This window comes from Aureisphaera sp., assembly GCF_059726885.1.
Genome location: NZ_AP041051.1, coordinates 831,561 through 848,604, shown reverse-complemented (window position 1 = coordinate 848,604; position 17,044 = coordinate 831,561). Strand labels below are relative to the sequence as shown.

Below are 17,044 nucleotides of genomic sequence, written 5' to 3'. Positions count from 1 at the left end.
GTTAGTGCTTATATTTTAAGTACTGAGGCTTATTTTTTTTGATTTTTTCTTGTTCTAAACTTATACCCGAGTATTCGTTGCTAGCAACTGAAAAAACGGTTTTTGTTAAAAGGGGTGTAAATCTTATTTCAAAATGGATAAGAATATCAGGTTCCCTAAAAGAAGCCTCCTGGTTGAGTCACTTGAGACAAGTTTATATCTCATATTCAAGCACTTACTTAAATATTGTGGAGTTTGGATTTGCAGGAGTGCTTTCCTTTTATTTGTCTTTGCAAGTATGACATAGGTTGGCATTGGAACTATTAGTGCGGTATAGTGTGTTTTTGGAACCATATATTAGCGATCCTGTGTAATTAAACCTATCCAAACCAAATGAGTCAAACCCATTTCTAATGGACATAAATAAATCAAATAAAAAAAGATGATCTTAAGACTACTTTTTACATTTAATGTGTTGGTCTCTATAACTGTTTCTGCACAAATTACTTATCCTATAGTAGATACGGGTGTAAGTGATTTTTATAATAATAATTCAGTTATTTCCTCACCTGGGGAGGGAGATCCTTTTTACGGCCAGGATGCTACATATAATGGAAATCAACCCAATTATACCGACAATCAAGATGGAACCGTAACGGATAATATTACCGGACTTATCTGGCAAAAGAACATGGGTGAAAAAATATCTTATGATGAAGCAGTTGTCAAAGCAGAAATGATGACACTTGGGGGGTATAATGATTGGAGAATTCCAACTATAAAAGAACTATACTCGTTATCAAATTTCACCGGAAGGTGTTTTGGAGATATGGTAATAGATGAATTTATAGATACCAATTATTTCGATCAGCCTATAGGTGATACAAGTAATGGAGAAAGGGAGATAGATGCTCAAACATGGTCTCAAACCCCTTGTGTTGACCTTTTGGTAGCAGGTGATGTTTCCATTTATGGATATAATTTTCTTGATGGTAGATTAAAGGGTTATCCAATATATGATCCACAAACAGGCTCGCCAAATACTATGTACTTTAGGATGGTTAGAGGAGTATCCAATTACGGAATCAATAACTTTTCCAATAATAATGACGGAACCATTATGGATAATGCTACTGGGCTTATGTGGCAACAAGCAGATGATGGTAATACTTATGATTGGGAAAATGCTCTATCATATGCGGAGAATTTGACTTTGGGAGGTTACAGCGACTGGCGCTTACCTAATGCAAAAGAATTACAAAGTATTGTTGACTATACAAGAAGTCCCAATAGTACTTCCTCTCCTGCCATTAATCCATTGTTTAGTTGTACACCTATTATTGATCCCTACGGTGATTCGGGACAATATGGATACTATTGGAGTAGTTCTCCTTTACAGGATGGTCCAGAGCAGTATTCGGATGCAGTTTACTTTTGTTTTGGTAAGGCTCAAGGGCAAATGGAAATGCCTCCAGGCTCAGGAAACTTCCAATTACTTGATGTACATGGAGCGGGAGCTCAACGTAATGATCCCAAAACAGGAGATCCTAGCGATTTCCCTGATTATTTTGGACCTCAGGGGGATGTACGGTATGTTTTCAATTTTGTTAGATGCGTAAGAGATGTAAATTCAGTTTTAACAGTCAATGATACTAACGCAAGAAGCAGCATAAAGATTTATCCCAACCCCGCTTTATCGGTTCTTCACATTGAAAGCACAGGTGAACGTATTCATAAAGTTGAAATTATCGATTTAAATGGACAAATGATTAAAGTTATTAGTGACGTTACTGAATTGAAAAATATTGATATTAAGACACTTCCTTCGGGAGTTTACTTCTTAAAATTATATGGAGCCAATGGAAATACAATTAGGAAGATTATAGTTAAATAAATAAGTATATATGATTTACAGCCTATCCTGATGGATGGGCTTTTTTGTTTGTACTCAATTTACATACCATGCTATAGCCTTTAAATTATAGTGAACCAGTATTTTGAAATTTTATCGAATTAAGGGAAATCTGTTCGATTCCGATTTCCTAGCTAGGAATTTTGTAGCTTTATGAAATCCTGTTTAAACTATCGATTATGAAAACTTTAATTTTTCCAAATACAAGAAAAGCAATAGTACTACTCTTATTAACTATAGGTCTTATGGGTTCATGTAAGGAAGAATCCAAAAAGCAGGATGCCACCACTGATACACCCACGACCGTCACTACTGAAACATCGGCCGAAAAGACTTCAGATGCGAAAGGGGAAATAGCATTAAATCCGGCACATGGTCAGCCCGGACATCGATGTGATATTAAGGTAGGAGCGCCTTTAGATTCGTTGCCTGCAACCAGTAAAAGTGATACTCAAAGTGGCTCTCCAGTGATCAATACCGGGGAGGTTAAGCTTAATCCACCGCATGGTCAGCCGGGACATCGTTGTGATATTAAAGTTGGGGACCCTCTGTAGTTTTCAACGAAAGAACTTTTACTTTAAAAAAGAGATTGACCTAACTACTTGTTTTTTGTAATCATTTTTAAACCAATTTTAGCATGGCAAATTCTAAAGGGAATCGATACCCACTTTGGGCTATAGAAGTAGACGGCACCGTAGTAGCATACGACGCTATGGCAACCCGCCATAAAATGTCTCAAGCAACTTTCGCAACTCAAGTTTCTGTTAGTGATGATGGTACGGTGTGGATAGTGAGTTTCGATACTGATCCGAGTGGCGGAGGATTGAAAATCTTTTTCTCTAATGGAACCGATAAATGGCAGGAAGCAGAGGGGGAAGGACCAGGTGCAGTGAAAATTGCAGGAACGAGCAATGGCGATTGTGTAATACTGACGAGCGATTATGAATTGTATGCACTGAATCAAAAGAAAGAATACACAAAGCTGGATACAGGGGTTTACGACATAGACTGTGGCGGGGGTAATTTTTGGGCGCTAAAACCCATCAAAGAAGGGGGTGTTCCTGTGTTGCAATACTGTGCGGCCAATGCTCCTTTGCAGTGGAAAGTTTTTGAAGGAAACCTATCTCCAAGAAGTATATCTGTTGGTGCCTCGGGAGAGTGCTGGGCGTTGCTGGATGAGGTTCCTTATCAATTTAAATCCGATGGAAAGACAAAGAAAGCCGTAATTCCGGGAGCCACCATAAATGCCATGCAGATTTCATACAAAAATTATACTAATGCCATCTTATCGGCTACCGATGTTACGGACAAAGGAAACTTATTCCTTCAGTACACCGCTTCGCCCACAGTAGATCCCGTTTATTTACCTGTTAATGGGATACGTGCAAATAACATGGCTACTACGTATTATGTTCCTTAAATTATGATTTTTTACGGGTTTATATAGGCTAGAAGCCTTGCTTTCATGGTGAGGCTTTTTTGTTTTGAAATGAAAGTAGGCAACCCTTAATTAATCTATTTTGGATTCTTTAGTACCATTTAATCAAAACAATCGAGATTGTGTTTTTCAAATTCAGATGGTTGCATACGGGAACCGGCATTGCCAATTTCCACTGAGTGATATGTCCCAATTGGGATCCTTAGGCTGGCATTATTTTTGAATGTTCTTTCGGAAGTTTTCCAAAAATAATTGTTCATGAATAAAATTACCACACTACTTCTGGCTTCCATAGTGTTCCTTTCCTGTAACAATAATGATGATGGACTCACTACAGATAGGGTTGCAACTGAAATTAAATTAACAACCAATACTTCCTTGATGATTGCAAATGGGAATTCCCAACCTGAGTTAACCGTTAATTTTTTTGATGAAAATGGGGCCGCTATACCATCAGAATATTTCGATTATGAAATTCTGGCTAATGGTATATCGGTAGGAGATAATACGTTTACCACCTTGAATACTGGTCTACAAAGATTGAAGGTGCGGTATAATAATCTCTTCAGTAATGAAGTCACCATTTTGGCCCGGGAAGACAAGGCATATTCCAATGTTTCCATTCCCATTGTTTTTCACGTTGTGCATTTTAATGAGCCTGTTGGGCAGGGGTTTAATCTTAGTCAAGTAGAGGTACAGGAAACACTGAACATAATAAATGATGCCTATGCAAATAGAAATGGGAGCACTAATCTCAATGCTGTAGATATGAAAATTCAGTTTAGATTGGCATTGCGAAACCCAAATGGTGGGACTATGGGAGAACCCGGAATACATAGAATTGGTGGAGTTCCTTATGATATTTCCGGGGATCAAAAATTCAGCCTATCGGAAGTTGTGCCCATGTTCGACCATCACCAATGGAATCCCCGTGAATATCTTAACATTTGGCTATACCCAAGTAGCAATGGAAAATCCTATGGCCTATATCCTTTTGTTTATCAAAGTTACTCGCTAGAAGGTTTGGATGAAGTGCCAGATTCATGTATTTGCTCTCCAGAAAATTTTGAAAAAGGACATATCAGGGTGGATACGGAGAATCGGGATGGCATCATTGCCCATGAGATAGGTCATCGATTAGGAATGTTTCATAATTTTTCGGAAAACGGATGTATATCTGCCGATTATTGTTCCGACACCTATTCGTATGTGCTCGAGGGAGGGGAATGTCAGGATATGAATTTAGGAATAAAGGAATTGGATAATATCATGGATTACAACGGTATTTTTACCACATTTACTTATGATCAACGCGAACGGGCACGTCATGTGTTAGATCATGGCCTTTGGTTTCAGGAGTTGCGAAATTCGAATAAGTAATCCACTACGGTTAGACTATCAAGCCAAAATACTCTCATGCCCAGAATCCTTTACGAACAGACATGAACTGTTCGTCTTGTGAGTCATTTCCTTTACAAATTCAAATCGAAGATCGGCATCCATGCCAAAGATGTTAAGGTCTGCTCGTGGGGCTTGGGTTAATACAGTTCTGAATTCCCCCACATGGACTTCTGTTAACGTATTGGGCAAACGGGCCAGATTTATTAATTTATTGAGAAATCCAGTAGCATTTTGAAGTTCCTTTTCGTCTTCAATGACCATGATCAAGCGAATTTTGGCATTCCAGTTTTTCTTTAATTTGTAGGCTATTAAGGTAGAGAGGTCTAAATTGCCAATATCCCAGCCCAAATTCCAATTGTCCTTACGATCACTCAACCAAACATTAATGGTATTTCGTTGACCCAGTAAGGCGGTGGGATGCGACTGATAGACCAAACACCCGATCTCCAAACGAATGCATTCCCGAATTACGGGTCGCAGTTCGGTTTCATAATCATCATGCTGCTGTAGGTTTAAAAAGACAATATTGGGTCTAAAGAACGCTCCCAATAAAGCCTGATTGCCATAGTTAACGCCCTTTGCAAATTCTGTAGTATTAATGATGGTCCAGCTGGAGAACACACCTTTATCGCGAAAAGCCTGCGCCATGTTTTCCAATTCCAGGGGCATGGCGCTTCTGCTAGAATCAGGTTCAACCCCCAATAGTTTTATAGAGCCTTTCGGGTGTGCAATGTTCCGCAGGAAGTCAAAATTACCACGGGCTCCAGTAATGTCGCGTACCGGTACCATAAGGTTGGGTTTCCAAGCCCGTTGTTGCATTTTTTTCATGCCCCAGGTGTGTTTGGCAGCCCATTCTGCAAAAGAAACAAAGAGTCCGGAACGTACATCTTCAAAAGGTGTTTCAAGATTTTGACGTGACAAGTACCAATACACGGCCAGTACGATTCCAATGGTCACCAAACTAATGGTTGGATTAATAATAAACATAGCCAATACCGAGGAAATGAGTCCCATCCAAGGAATCCAACGCTTTACCTTGAATAGGGGCCTATAGCTTATAAGTCCTAAATTCTGTTCAATAATAACCACGATATTGATCATGGCATAGGTTACCAAAAAGAAAAGCGTAACCAGTGGTGCAACCGCATTAAGATTTCTAAGGAGCATGGTTGCAAAAATCAATATCCCTGTGACAATCATGGCGTTTCTTGGCTGTCCGTTTGCACTTTGACCCGCTAAAAATTTGGATTTGGGCAATACCTGATGCTGCCCCATTGCAAATAAAATACGAGAGGATCCTACCAAGGAGGCCAAAGCAGACGAAAATGTAGCGCCGAGAATGCCAGCTATGATTAAAGGACCTACATAGGCTTTTTCGACAATAATATTGTAGTTGGAAACCAATTCTTGTTCGGAGGCAGACCGTGCCAACCAAAATGCCAGTAACATATAGATTACGAAGCTTACGCCTATGGCCCAGAGTGTCCCAACGGGAATACTTTTGCGTGGGTCTTTTAATTCGCCAGACATATTGGCGCCGGCCATAATACCAGTGGCGGCAGGAAAGAATACTGCAAAGACCAACCAGAAATTACTGCCGTTGAAATTGTTCTCTGGTGACCCCGAAAAACTTCCCCAGCTTAATGCCTTATCCGTTGGGATGGCCATAGACCCATCGTAAGCGGCCAAGACAATAGATACCAAAGAAGCAATAATAATCACCATGATGAGGTATTGGATTTTGATGGCCAAATTGGCACTGATATAGGCAATTGTTAGAAGTCCGGCAAAAACACATATATCCACCAAAAATGGACTGTGGTCCGGGAAAATACCCAACCAACCTTCCCGAAAACCAAAAATGTACATGGTTACGGCCAAGCCCTGGGAGATATATCTGGGTATTCCTAGACTGCCTCCAACTTCTAAACCAAGCGATTGTGAAATGATAGCGTATGCTCCGCCAGCACCAATTCTAATATTTGTAGTGATAGCAGACATGGAAAGCGCAGTGCAAAGGGTAATTAAAAAGGAAATAATGATCACAAGCCACGCACCCAACAAGCCTGCATTCCCTACGACCCACCCCATCCTTAGGTACATGATTACCCCTAAAATGGTAAGCAATGTGGGAGTGAAAACACCCCCAAAGGTTCCAAATTTTTTGGCTTTTGCTAGATCTTGCTCCATGATTACTACAATATTAGCATTTTTAATGAACTATTTAAATAATGGGTATTTTTCTTATCCGAGGCATTTTAAAAGTGAAGTATTCATGTTGGTAAGAAAATATAGGAATGGACTAGGAATACAAAATTCAATAGGATGTCCCTTTAGTGTATAACCGTTGTTTCAGTAATTACTATCTTTAATTCCACATGGAAAATCCTTGTCATGGATCATATACTAGCGGTTCTTAAAAAAGTTTCTTTTTTCGAAAGTCTTCAGGACGATCAGTTAATGTCCCTTTGCGAAGGGCTCGACTTATTGAGCTATCACAAAGGTGAAGTTGTTTTTGAGAAAGGGAGCCAAGGGGATGCATTGTATGTAATTATTGAAGGGGAGGTAAAAGTACATCAAGGGAAGCATGTTTTTGCAACCCTTTCTGAAGGTCAGTATTTTGGGGAATATTCCATGTTCGATCAACAAGAACGGTCGGCCACCGTTACTGCAATCGAGTCCACTCAATTGGTGGGGATTTCTGCGGTTCGTTTTTCACAATGGATGCAAGAAGATGCTGGCTATGTAGATGCTGTGATTAAAGACCTGATACAGCGTCATCGCATGCTGGATAGTGTTCAGCAAGAGCTCGCAGGGTCCAAAACCGCTCTGCAGCGAACCAAAGAGGAGTTGGATGCACTTATCAATGGGGCAAGGGACCCTATTTTTATGATCGATCAAAAAGGTAAAATAATTCTTTCCAATCCAGCTGCCTATTCCATATTGGAGAATGATGATATAGTTGGCAGAAATTTTCTTTTATTTCTTTCCGATACCGGTAAGGAGCTGGTAGCATCGCACTTAGGTAAAGCAGACATTAAAAATGGGGTATTGGAAGAATGGATTGAGCTAATTGGTTCGGAAGGGCGTTCGACCAGGCATGAAGCTACCGTGAGCCAGGTGGAACATAACCAATCGGTATTGTTTGTGTTGATACTTCGAAATATCGAAGATCGTCTTCAGGCCGAGAAAACCATCGAGAAGCTTACTTCGGAGACCCAATACCTAAAATCGGAAATTGACCAGCTTACAACACGGAATGGAATTATTGCCGAAGCACCGGCAATGAAGAATGTTTTGCAGCAGATCGAACACGTAGCCGCAACATCGGCCACAGTATTAATAACGGGAGAGACGGGTACAGGGAAAGAACTTGTCGCTCGAGCCATTCACAATGCTAGCGAAAGGAGAACCCAGTCTTTAATTAGAATAAACTGTGGGGCCATTCCCGAAAACTTGATCGAAAGTGAACTTTTTGGTCATGTTAAAGGTGCGTTTACGGGAGCTGGACAAGATCGTAAAGGGAGATTTCTACTAGCCGATAAAGGAACCTTGTTTCTGGATGAAATAGGTGAGTTGCCCATTTCACTTCAGCCCAAGCTTTTACGGGTTATCCAGGAAGGGGAGTTTGAGCCCGTTGGAAGCAATGAAACTTTAAAAGTTGATGTCCGGATTTTAGCGGCTACTCACAGGGATCTTCTTGGGTTGTCAAAAAAAGGTCAGTTTCGAGAGGATTTATACTATAGGTTGCATGTCTTCCCAATCCATGTGCCAGCCTTACGGGATAGAGGTGGGGATGTTATCCATATTGCGGAATTTATGTTACAGCAAATGGCGATTAAATTTGGCAAGCGACCTATTTCATTGTCTCAATCAATCGAGGAACGACTCAAACAATGTCCTTGGAAGGGGAATGTGCGCGAATTGCAGAATGTACTGGAACGTGCAGTGATCCTTTCAAATCGGGGCAAAGTAGATTGGAATCTTATACTTCCCGAGAATACCGAAGCCATAAATGATGGAGAAACCATACAAACAAAAATCTACACACAGAAAGAACTTCAGACTTTAGAAAGGGAGAATATTGTAAGAGCCCTTAAGCAATGCCAATGGAAAGTGTCTGGTCCTAATGGTGCAGCCGAATTACTAGGAATGGTTCCTACCACTCTTCAATCCAGAATCAAAGCCTTGAACATAGCGCGACCTGTATAATCACGACATTTCGTAAAATACTTAACGATATTTCGGCATTTTACGATATTTCATTAGCTATTGATATTACTTAAATCATTTTAAATATTTGAAAATCAATTAGTTATACTTTTTGGCACAACAAATGCTTATACGTTGTTGTCAAAAATTGTTAACTATTAAAAACTATTGAAATGATTACAACAGACAAAATGAGAAACGGAGTAAACGTAGAACAATTAGGAGCGACTGTAGAAGCCGTTCAAAACGATACTTCATTAGCTAAATTTGAATTTAGGGCCAAGAACAATTGGATTACCGGTGGGCACTGTGTTTCTAGTGTTAAAGGATTCTATGGAGTGGGTCAAGAGGATGCTACCCGTAAAGAAACCTTTACAATGGAAGCAGATCACCCAGAAGTTCTTTTGGGAGAGGATCTTGCAGCGAACCCTGCCGAATTTGTACTTCACGCACTCGGTTCTTGCTTAACCGCTGCGATGACCTATCATGCTGCCGCACAAGGTATCGATATTGAAAGTATGGAATCCAGCCTTAAAGGAGGCGTAGACCTACAAGGTTTTTTAGGATTGGATCCCGAAGTACGTAAAGGATTCAAAGGAATCGAAGTAAAATTCAAGGTGAAAAGTGATGCCTCTGAAGACCAGTTGAGAGCACTTTCGCAATTCTCTCCCGTATTCGACATGCTTACCAATCCTACCCCGGTAAACATCGTTTTCGAAAACTAATCTTAATCTTCATTGGGCTACCTCATGAGGTAGCCCTTTTTTTATTCAACACCATGAGACTCCTAGATGCCAACCAAGCCGTTGCCCGTGTTGCTTATTTTATGAGCGATACCATTCCGGCCTATCCTATTACACCAGCAACCCCAATGATTGATTGGACGGCAAAATGGAGTTCGCAAAATGAAACCAACCTAGAAGGAATGGTGCCCGTGCAAACCTCTTGGCAAAGTGAAGGGGGTGTAGCGGGTGCTCTGCACGGCTCTATTCAATGTGGCGGATTGGGTACGACATTTACAGCCTCGCAGGGGCTATTGCTTATGTTGCCCGCTATGTACCGAATGGCAGGATCTCTATTGCCTAATGTAATTCATGTGGCCACTCGTAGCCTTGCCAAGCATTCGCTGAGTATTTTTTCGGATCATACCGATATCATGGCCGTTCGCGACAGTGGTTATGCTTTACTGGGAAGCACAACAGTACAAGAAGCCCAGGATATGGCATGCATTGCACATATGGCTACACTTAAGAGTAACATTCCATTTCTACACTTCTTCGATGGATTTAAAACATCCCATTCTATTGAAAACATAGATGAACTTACCGAGCAACAACTAAGGGACTTATGGCCCAAAAAGGAAATTCAAAAGCATAGGGTTCAAGGACTTTCTCCCAATAACCCAGAAATAACAGGTGCTGCCCAAAACGGCCCACAATTTTTCAAGGTTCGTAAAAGACATGCTGAATATTATAAGAAGTTGCCTTTGCATCTTGAGAAATGCATGAACGATTTTTATGAATTGACCGGAAGGGAATATCACCTTTTCGATTATTATGGTCATCCAGAAGCCACCCATGTATTCATCGCCATGGCCTCTGCGGTGGGTCCAACACGAGAAACTGTTGCCAAATTGAACAATGAGGGGCATAAGACAGGAGTGATTGTAATTAGGTTGTTCAAACCTTTTAGTCATGAACATTTTTTGAATGTGCTGCCGCTAACCTGTACGAATTTGTATACGCTGGAAGCTGGAGGCGATAATACGTTAAAGGGTGGGCCCGTTTTTCAAGAAGTCTGCGCTGCCGTATCGGAGGCCTTCAGTTCGCATAAATTGCTTGAATTTCCAAAAATGAACAGTATGAGCTATGGGCTGTCGGGTTATCCCCTATCTTCGGATATGTTACTGTCACATTTCAATCGTATTAACGAGGGAAAGAATTCAGTTCCTTTATTTTTAGATACCATGGTATCTAAAACCGAAGACCCCTTCAGCCCTATTTCTGAAGCTATTTTTGTTTCTAGAAAAACCTTTGACTTCGATGTTAAGGGGTTTATGAATGAACTTTTGAAGAATGGATACGACTATGTGCAAGGAAATACCCATGTCACCTACAAGAAGAACGATCCATTACAAAGAATGCAGATACGTTGGTCTAGCGATCCTATATTGCCAAATCATTTAGTTCAATCGACCCATGTCCTTTTTGCGCATTATGAAAGTCTACCATTTTTGGAGTCCGAAATGGAACAACTAAGAAATGAAGGAACCTTATTCGTAGTAGGACCTGGAGATACTAAGGATACCTATGGGAAAGAACTTCAGAAATTACAATCTGTATTGAACACCAAGGATTGTAAAATGATTTGGATTTCTATGCCGGAAACCACGGGCAAACCCATGTGGTCTGATGCTTTTCAGGAATTGGAGCAATATGATATTTCCCATAAGACCTTTGGTAAAACTCACGCCGAATTGTGGCAACCCGGCTATTATGTTCCGGATTGGGATTCTAATGCTTGCACCCAATGTGGACTTTGTAGTTTGGTATGTCCTTCAGGAGCACTGGAAGCCAAGGCATTTGAGCCAACATTTGGTATTATTGCCCCTTCAAAATTTCCTATATCGCGGGCAAACGATTCCATTGGTTTAAAGGAAGAAGGGTCTTTCAGTATTCAGGTCAGTGCCAAGGACTGTGACGGATGCTATAACTGTGTAACCAGTTGTCCCGAAAATGCACTGGGCAAATCAAGTCACTCTGAAGAAGAAAGAGCTAAGCATTGGAAGTTCTTTTCCAAACTTCCTTCTATGACAACAGATACCCTAGATAAAACACATTTGTTCCAACTTCAGTTAGCGCCTTCATTCTACAAATATCCAATGTCTGATAAGGGTTCGGCAGTTTCCGTGTATTTAAAATTACTGTCCCAACTTTTTGGTGATTCATTGGTTATTGCTAATGCAACTGGTTCTTCCTCTATTATTGCTGGAACTGAAGGGTATTCCCCTTGGAAAAAAAATAAAGAGGGAAGGGGCCCCGCTTGGTCTAATTCCCTTTTTGAAAATAATGCGGAGTATGGATTAGGCATGCGACTTCAGTATGATCAGGAGAAAGCCCGGGCTCAGAAATGGCTCAAAAAGTACCATCCAGATTTGCTGCATGAATGGGTGGAAAGGGACATGGACCAAAAACCTGCCGAAGAACAACGATTGCTTATTTCAGGATGGAAGTCAGTACTGAACACTAACGATGAAATTTCAGATACGACCGCGTACAATCTGGATGCATTGGTTAAAAAGACCATTTGGTGCGTTGGGGGCGATGGCTGGGCCTATGATATTGGTTATGGCGGATTGGATCATGCGTTAGCATCTGGAGCGAATGTAAACCTGTTGGTTTTAGACAATGAACTCTATGAAAATACGGGAGGGCAATTTTCTAAAGCGTCTCCTTTGGCGGCAAGCGGACTAAGGCCAAAGAAAGATTTGGGTCGAATGGCCATGATCTATGACCATGTGTATGTAGCTTCGGTATCTTATGGTGCCAATCCAGAACAATTATTGAAAGCTATGAAGGAGGCAGAATCCTATGAGGGACCTTCCTTGATATTGGCGTACGCCCATTGTGAATCGCACGGAATTGATATGAAAGAACCGCATAAATATCATAAGGCCATAGTAGATTCGGGGAGTTGGTTGCTGTATAGGCGCGACCCTCGTTTGCAGCATCCGCTGCAGTTGGATTCCCCTAGACCCAGCATTGCTGTAGCAGAGTACCTAGGCATGGAAGGACGTTTTCAAGAAATTTGTGATCCTTCTTCAAAAAAATACGACCCAGAAATAATGGAACAGTTGCAAAATAGGGTAGATAAGCGCTATAGGTCCTTCGAAAGTCAAAATGTGTCGAGTAGAATATTTGAAACAGCAGAGGTTTTGTAATGATTGGTTCTGGGAATATCCTTATTCTATTCCATGGGCTTTTAGCATTTCTGGATATCTGGGATCGTCGTGAATGCATTCGAAGAAATTGCCATGTTCACGCCTAAATAAGCTGGATCTTTTATTACGAAGTGTATCCAAGTAATAGAAAACACTATCCAGTTCTTTTATTCCAGCAAATGACATGGCTTGTAAGTAGCTTTTTCCATCTTCATCGGCCATATCCAAATGCTTTATGCGATTAATGATTCGGTACACATTGGCAGTATCTCCAATTTTTCCATAACTGTAAGCAAGAAACCTATTGAAAGCAGCTTCTTCCGAAGCCAATTTTTCGAGAGGAGGAATCACACTTTCATAATCATCCATGGCGGTATACAATCTGAAAAATGCACGGTTTATGACAAATTCATTGTTTTCAACATTATTCTGTTCAACCTGCATCATAAGTCGTTCTGCCTCTTCAAATTTGTAATTTTCTACAAGGGCGTTGAAGTATGCATTGGCGGTAACAAAGGAGAGAGGGTCTAGACGATACGCAATTTCTGCTTGTACAAGTTGCTCTTCGTACTGCTTGTTGTAGTAGAAGAATGTGGAAAACTGCCTTCTGGTGGTAACATCATTTGGAGAGATAGAAATAGCTCGTTCGAACGCAGCTTTGGCAGAATCATATTTTCCTTCGATATTATTGATGAGACCTCGAACGGAATAGATGCGGACCACCTTATCATTTATTTTTTCGGCCTTATCCAAATAGATTTTGGCGGTGGTAGCGGCTTCTATTGGATCGCGATCGGCATAATATGTTTCTAAGTAAATTGAATTTGCAATTTCTGCTAAGGCTTCCGCATAATTCGGATCCAGTTGCAATGCTTGCTCGTACAGTTGAATACTTTTAGCAATACTTTCCTTGTTTCGTTTATCAGCTTCTTTACGGCCCATTAGGAATAACTTATAGGCTTCGATGTTTTGTGTCTGAATTTCGGTTAGCTGGGATTGCTCGTCTGAGGTAAGGTTGATTTCCAAAGAATTTACGATCTCCTCCGAAATTTCGGATTGGATCGTGAATAGATCCGTTAATGTTTTGTCGTAGGTGTCTGCCCAAAGTTGTTCATCGTTTTGGGTATTGATTAAATGGGCGGAAACCCTAACTTGATCGCCTTGCTTGCGAATACTACCTTCTAAAATAAGGGAGACATCCAGTTCCTTGGCAATTTCTGCAATGGGTTTATCGGTATCTAAATAGCGGGTAACCGATTTCCTGGAAATAACGCGAAGGGTACTGAGTTTAGACAGTTGTGTAAGGAGGTCTTCTGTAATACCGTCCCTGAATAAATCGGAATCGGGTTCTGTGCTTAGATTTTCGAAGGGCAGTACCGCAATGGAAAGATCTTCGGGTGGTTCTGGACCAGTAAAGAATTGAAAATATAGAAAGAATAGAAGAATGGCCGAAATGGCTCCAATAGCAAACCAATGGCGTCTTCGATATGGCTTTTTCAATTCATTGTCATTCGGTTCTTTTAATTTTCCCTTTATGGATTTTGGGTCCGGAATTTTTATTCCTTCATTAGAAATGGCAAATAGTGGAATGGTGCCTTCTACATTTTTGAAATCATAAGCATCCATAAACTCGGTTGCAATATGAGGTCTGTTCCGGATTTGATCGTGTACCTTATCTGAAATCAGGATACTTCCGGCAATGGCGCACGATTCAATTCGCGAAGCAATATTTACGGCATCTCCCATAATATCCTCTTCAGAATATACAATATCGCCCATATGGATTCCAATACGCACCGGGAGGTTGGCCTCAATAAATGCCAGCTGCATTTCTAAGGCGCATTCTACTGCTTGAACAGCACTTCCGAATACGCTTAAGGTGCCATCGCCAAAATACTGTACTATCTTTCCTTCAAAGGCCGAATTGGTGTGTTCAAAGATACTTCGATGCTTGTTCCGAATGGAAATGGCTTGTTCTTCATTGTTTCCCATTAGGGCAGTATATCCTTCAATGTCGGTAAACATTATGGCTGCCAATTGTCGGGTTGAAGACATGCTGAGAATTTGGTTGAACGTTTTAAAGGTACATTTTAGATGTGTATTCAGCAAACAATAGGTTGATACCTAGTATTTTCCTCCCTTAAGTGCAATTGCAAAGCCATTAGAAATTTTAGATCAAATGACTAGTTGAAGGACTACCGATGTAGAAAGGTGAATCGACCTGTATTATCATTTGGGTTAAGATTGTGGAGGTAGCCATAAAACCATCACAACATTGGCATAGGTCTAAATAATCTTGACAATCCACTAATTATAAAATAATTGGCCTTACATTTGCACCAGTATTAGCGATTACCGTTTATGAAATCGCACCACATTCTGGACTGTAGTGTTATGTTCGTTTGGATTATTTGACAGTAGTATTTTTTCCTAGTAGTAGTTTTTCTTCCCTAGTTTATAGTAATATCCTTTCTTTTTTCCTTTTGATTTTAATCTAGTCTTTTTGAGGTTCAAACCGTCTAGGCGCGTTTTTACGGTATTCCAGATATCACATTTTAAGTGAATTACTAGGAATAGTATTCAAAATTTTAAAAAGTATTTAAATTTTAAAACGCAAACATTATGAAAAAAGGAACTGTAAAGTTTTTTAACTCGACAAAAGGATTTGGATTCATTACCCCAGAAGATTCTAACGAAGATCTTTTCGTACATCAATCTGGACTGATTGATGAAATCAGGGAAAATGATGTAGTACATTATGAAACTGCCCAAGGTCGTAAAGGATTGAACGCAATTAATGTACAATTAGCCTAATCTAAAATTATCGAGGAACTGTTTTAAGGTATTACTTCTTTGGCTCGCTGCTACCCAATTGGCATCAGAAGACCTCCGATTATAGGTATGGCTTCCAAAATCGGGAATGGATGATGAAGTAAAAGGGGAATGAGTATGGTAGATTTTTCAAGAAACGGTATGATTAGTAGCATTTATCATTTTGTTGGATACCTATTCTGTAAAAACCCCTTATCAGTAGGTAAGGGGTTTCAATTGTTTTTTTATGCCCATAGGATTAGTGACAATATCTGAGCAGCGAAAAGAGTAATAAAACTCAATAATACGGATATAGATATCAAGATATGCGTAATTTCCATTGCATGACGGACTGCTTGGACCGAAATGGTAAGCCAGACTGAAACCAGTGTAACTAATACCAGTTTTCACCAACCTCTTTTTTTAGGTTTTACAGTAAAAAAGGAGACCAACAATAATGCCATTGAGAACATATATGGCAGCCTGAGGGATGAAATTCGTCTTTGTAATTTCTCCGCTTGTTATGTACTCCAATACATTTTTAAAGTAATCCCTGTTGATCATAAATTGAAAGAATTTGTTTAAATTTTCCATGATTGAGTTGTTTTTTTGAATTCGAATACAGCTTACCATATAATCATTTAAATGTCAAGGGCGGTGTCTTCTGCATTTATGATATTTACCTTTGTGAAGGTATTTTTTGATATAAGGTCCGACAGTAGTTTTGTGATTCTAAAAATTAAGTTTCATTAAAACTATTTGTATGAAAAATTTTACTTTTAAAGAAGCGATGGGCCTTAAGGGCCTCGTTAGCCATGGCACTTATTCCGTTTCAAATGATACGTTTGAAATCAACACTGAAATACCCAAATTGAATTTGGCAGACGGATTGGGTAACACTTATTCTTTGCAGTATTTTAAATCCTATGATATCTCATCTAGCGGTGTCTCGTGTATTTTGAGTATTTTTAAGCATAACCATCCAACGCACCGAAGTGTGCTGAACTCTGAAAGCCTGATATGGGACAAGCAAAAAGGTAAGTTGTCGGATATAATCCCACCAATGAATTTATGTACCACCAAGATTCTGGTGATAAACATGCATGATGAGGATTTTGAAGAATTACAATTGGAAAAGTACCGGGGTTTTGTTGATGAGAAGGTTACCTTCGATGGACAGACATCAATGTTCAATTACGGTTGCACGGAACTACAACAGTACTTAGGGACAGGAACCGGATCAGGGACTTACAATGAAGAGCCACGAACCTGCGGTGGAGGGGTGTTGGACCCAATCTAGTAGTTTATGGTATATAAAGAGTTCAAGTCATTTTTTAGGGCTATCCATATT

At 40.1% G+C, this 17,044-nt stretch carries 12 protein-coding genes; 9 read left to right on the top strand and 3 right to left on the bottom strand.

Features of this window, described 5'->3' with window-relative positions:
* Positions 1-421 precede the first annotated feature (421 nt).
* The 4 genes from AC6JAD_RS03910 to AC6JAD_RS03895 all read left to right on the top strand — a co-directional run bounded on the left by AC6JAD_RS03910 (position 422) and on the right by AC6JAD_RS03895 (position 4,709).
* Positions 422-1,873 (top strand): Lcl domain-containing protein, encoded by a 1,452-nt coding sequence (locus AC6JAD_RS03910; RefSeq protein ID WP_461302452.1) that lies wholly within the window; start codon positions 422-424, stop codon positions 1,871-1,873.
* A gap of 197 nt (positions 1,874-2,070) precedes the next feature.
* Complete coding sequence (locus AC6JAD_RS03905; protein ID WP_461302453.1) at positions 2,071-2,445, top strand: hypothetical protein; 375 nt, start codon at positions 2,071-2,073, stop codon at positions 2,443-2,445.
* Positions 2,446-2,528: 83 nt separating this feature from the next.
* Positions 2,529-3,311, top strand: coding sequence for a hypothetical protein (locus AC6JAD_RS03900; protein ID WP_461302454.1), 783 nt, complete (start codon positions 2,529-2,531; stop codon positions 3,309-3,311).
* Between the two features lie 276 nt (positions 3,312-3,587).
* A complete protein-coding gene (locus AC6JAD_RS03895; protein ID WP_461302455.1) occupies positions 3,588-4,709 on the top strand; it encodes a M43 family zinc metalloprotease in 1,122 nt (373 codons plus the stop codon).
* Between the two features lie 18 nt (positions 4,710-4,727).
* Here AC6JAD_RS03895 and AC6JAD_RS03890 read toward each other — a convergent pair whose 3' ends face one another.
* Positions 4,728-6,920: an amino acid permease gene (locus AC6JAD_RS03890; protein ID WP_461302456.1), complete on the bottom strand. Its 2,193-nt coding sequence runs from the start codon at positions 6,918-6,920 to the stop codon at positions 4,728-4,730.
* Positions 6,921-7,124: 204 nt separating this feature from the next.
* Between AC6JAD_RS03890 and AC6JAD_RS03885 the strand changes: the two genes are divergently transcribed.
* The 3 genes from AC6JAD_RS03885 (at position 7,125) to AC6JAD_RS03875 (ending at position 12,882) form a co-directional block, all read left to right on the top strand.
* Complete coding sequence (locus tag AC6JAD_RS03885; protein ID WP_461302457.1) at positions 7,125-8,942, top strand: sigma 54-interacting transcriptional regulator; 1,818 nt, start codon at positions 7,125-7,127, stop codon at positions 8,940-8,942.
* A gap of 173 nt (positions 8,943-9,115) precedes the next feature.
* Positions 9,116-9,667 carry an OsmC family protein gene (locus AC6JAD_RS03880; protein WP_461302458.1) on the top strand — a complete coding sequence of 184 codons (552 nt, stop codon included), beginning with the start codon at positions 9,116-9,118 and terminating at the stop codon, positions 9,665-9,667.
* A 53-nt stretch (positions 9,668-9,720) separates the two neighbouring features.
* On the top strand, positions 9,721-12,882 hold the full coding sequence (locus AC6JAD_RS03875; RefSeq protein WP_461302459.1) for a 4Fe-4S binding protein: 3,162 nt from the start codon (positions 9,721-9,723) through the stop codon (positions 12,880-12,882).
* Positions 12,883-12,903: 21 nt separating this feature from the next.
* Here the strand turns inward: AC6JAD_RS03875 and AC6JAD_RS03870 are convergent, their stop codons facing one another.
* Positions 12,904-14,937, bottom strand: a complete 2,034-nt coding sequence (locus tag AC6JAD_RS03870) for an adenylate/guanylate cyclase domain-containing protein (RefSeq protein WP_461302460.1) — start codon at positions 14,935-14,937, stop codon at positions 12,904-12,906.
* A gap of 567 nt (positions 14,938-15,504) precedes the next feature.
* Here AC6JAD_RS03870 and AC6JAD_RS03865 point away from each other — a divergent pair.
* Positions 15,505-15,696 carry a cold-shock protein gene (locus AC6JAD_RS03865; protein ID WP_461302461.1) on the top strand — a complete coding sequence of 64 codons (192 nt, stop codon included), beginning with the start codon at positions 15,505-15,507 and terminating at the stop codon, positions 15,694-15,696.
* Between the two features lie 420 nt (positions 15,697-16,116).
* On the opposite strand, the gene AC6JAD_RS03860 is transcribed toward AC6JAD_RS03865, so the two are convergent.
* Positions 16,117-16,287, bottom strand: a complete 171-nt coding sequence (locus AC6JAD_RS03860) for a hypothetical protein (RefSeq protein WP_461302462.1) — start codon at positions 16,285-16,287, stop codon at positions 16,117-16,119.
* Between the two features lie 169 nt (positions 16,288-16,456).
* Here AC6JAD_RS03860 and AC6JAD_RS03855 point away from each other — a divergent pair, with 169 nt between their 5' ends.
* The gene (locus AC6JAD_RS03855; protein WP_461302463.1) at positions 16,457-16,993 is read left to right on the top strand and encodes a hypothetical protein; all 537 of its coding nucleotides are present in this window, start codon (positions 16,457-16,459) and stop codon (positions 16,991-16,993) included.
* Positions 16,994-17,044: the final 51 nt, after the last annotated feature.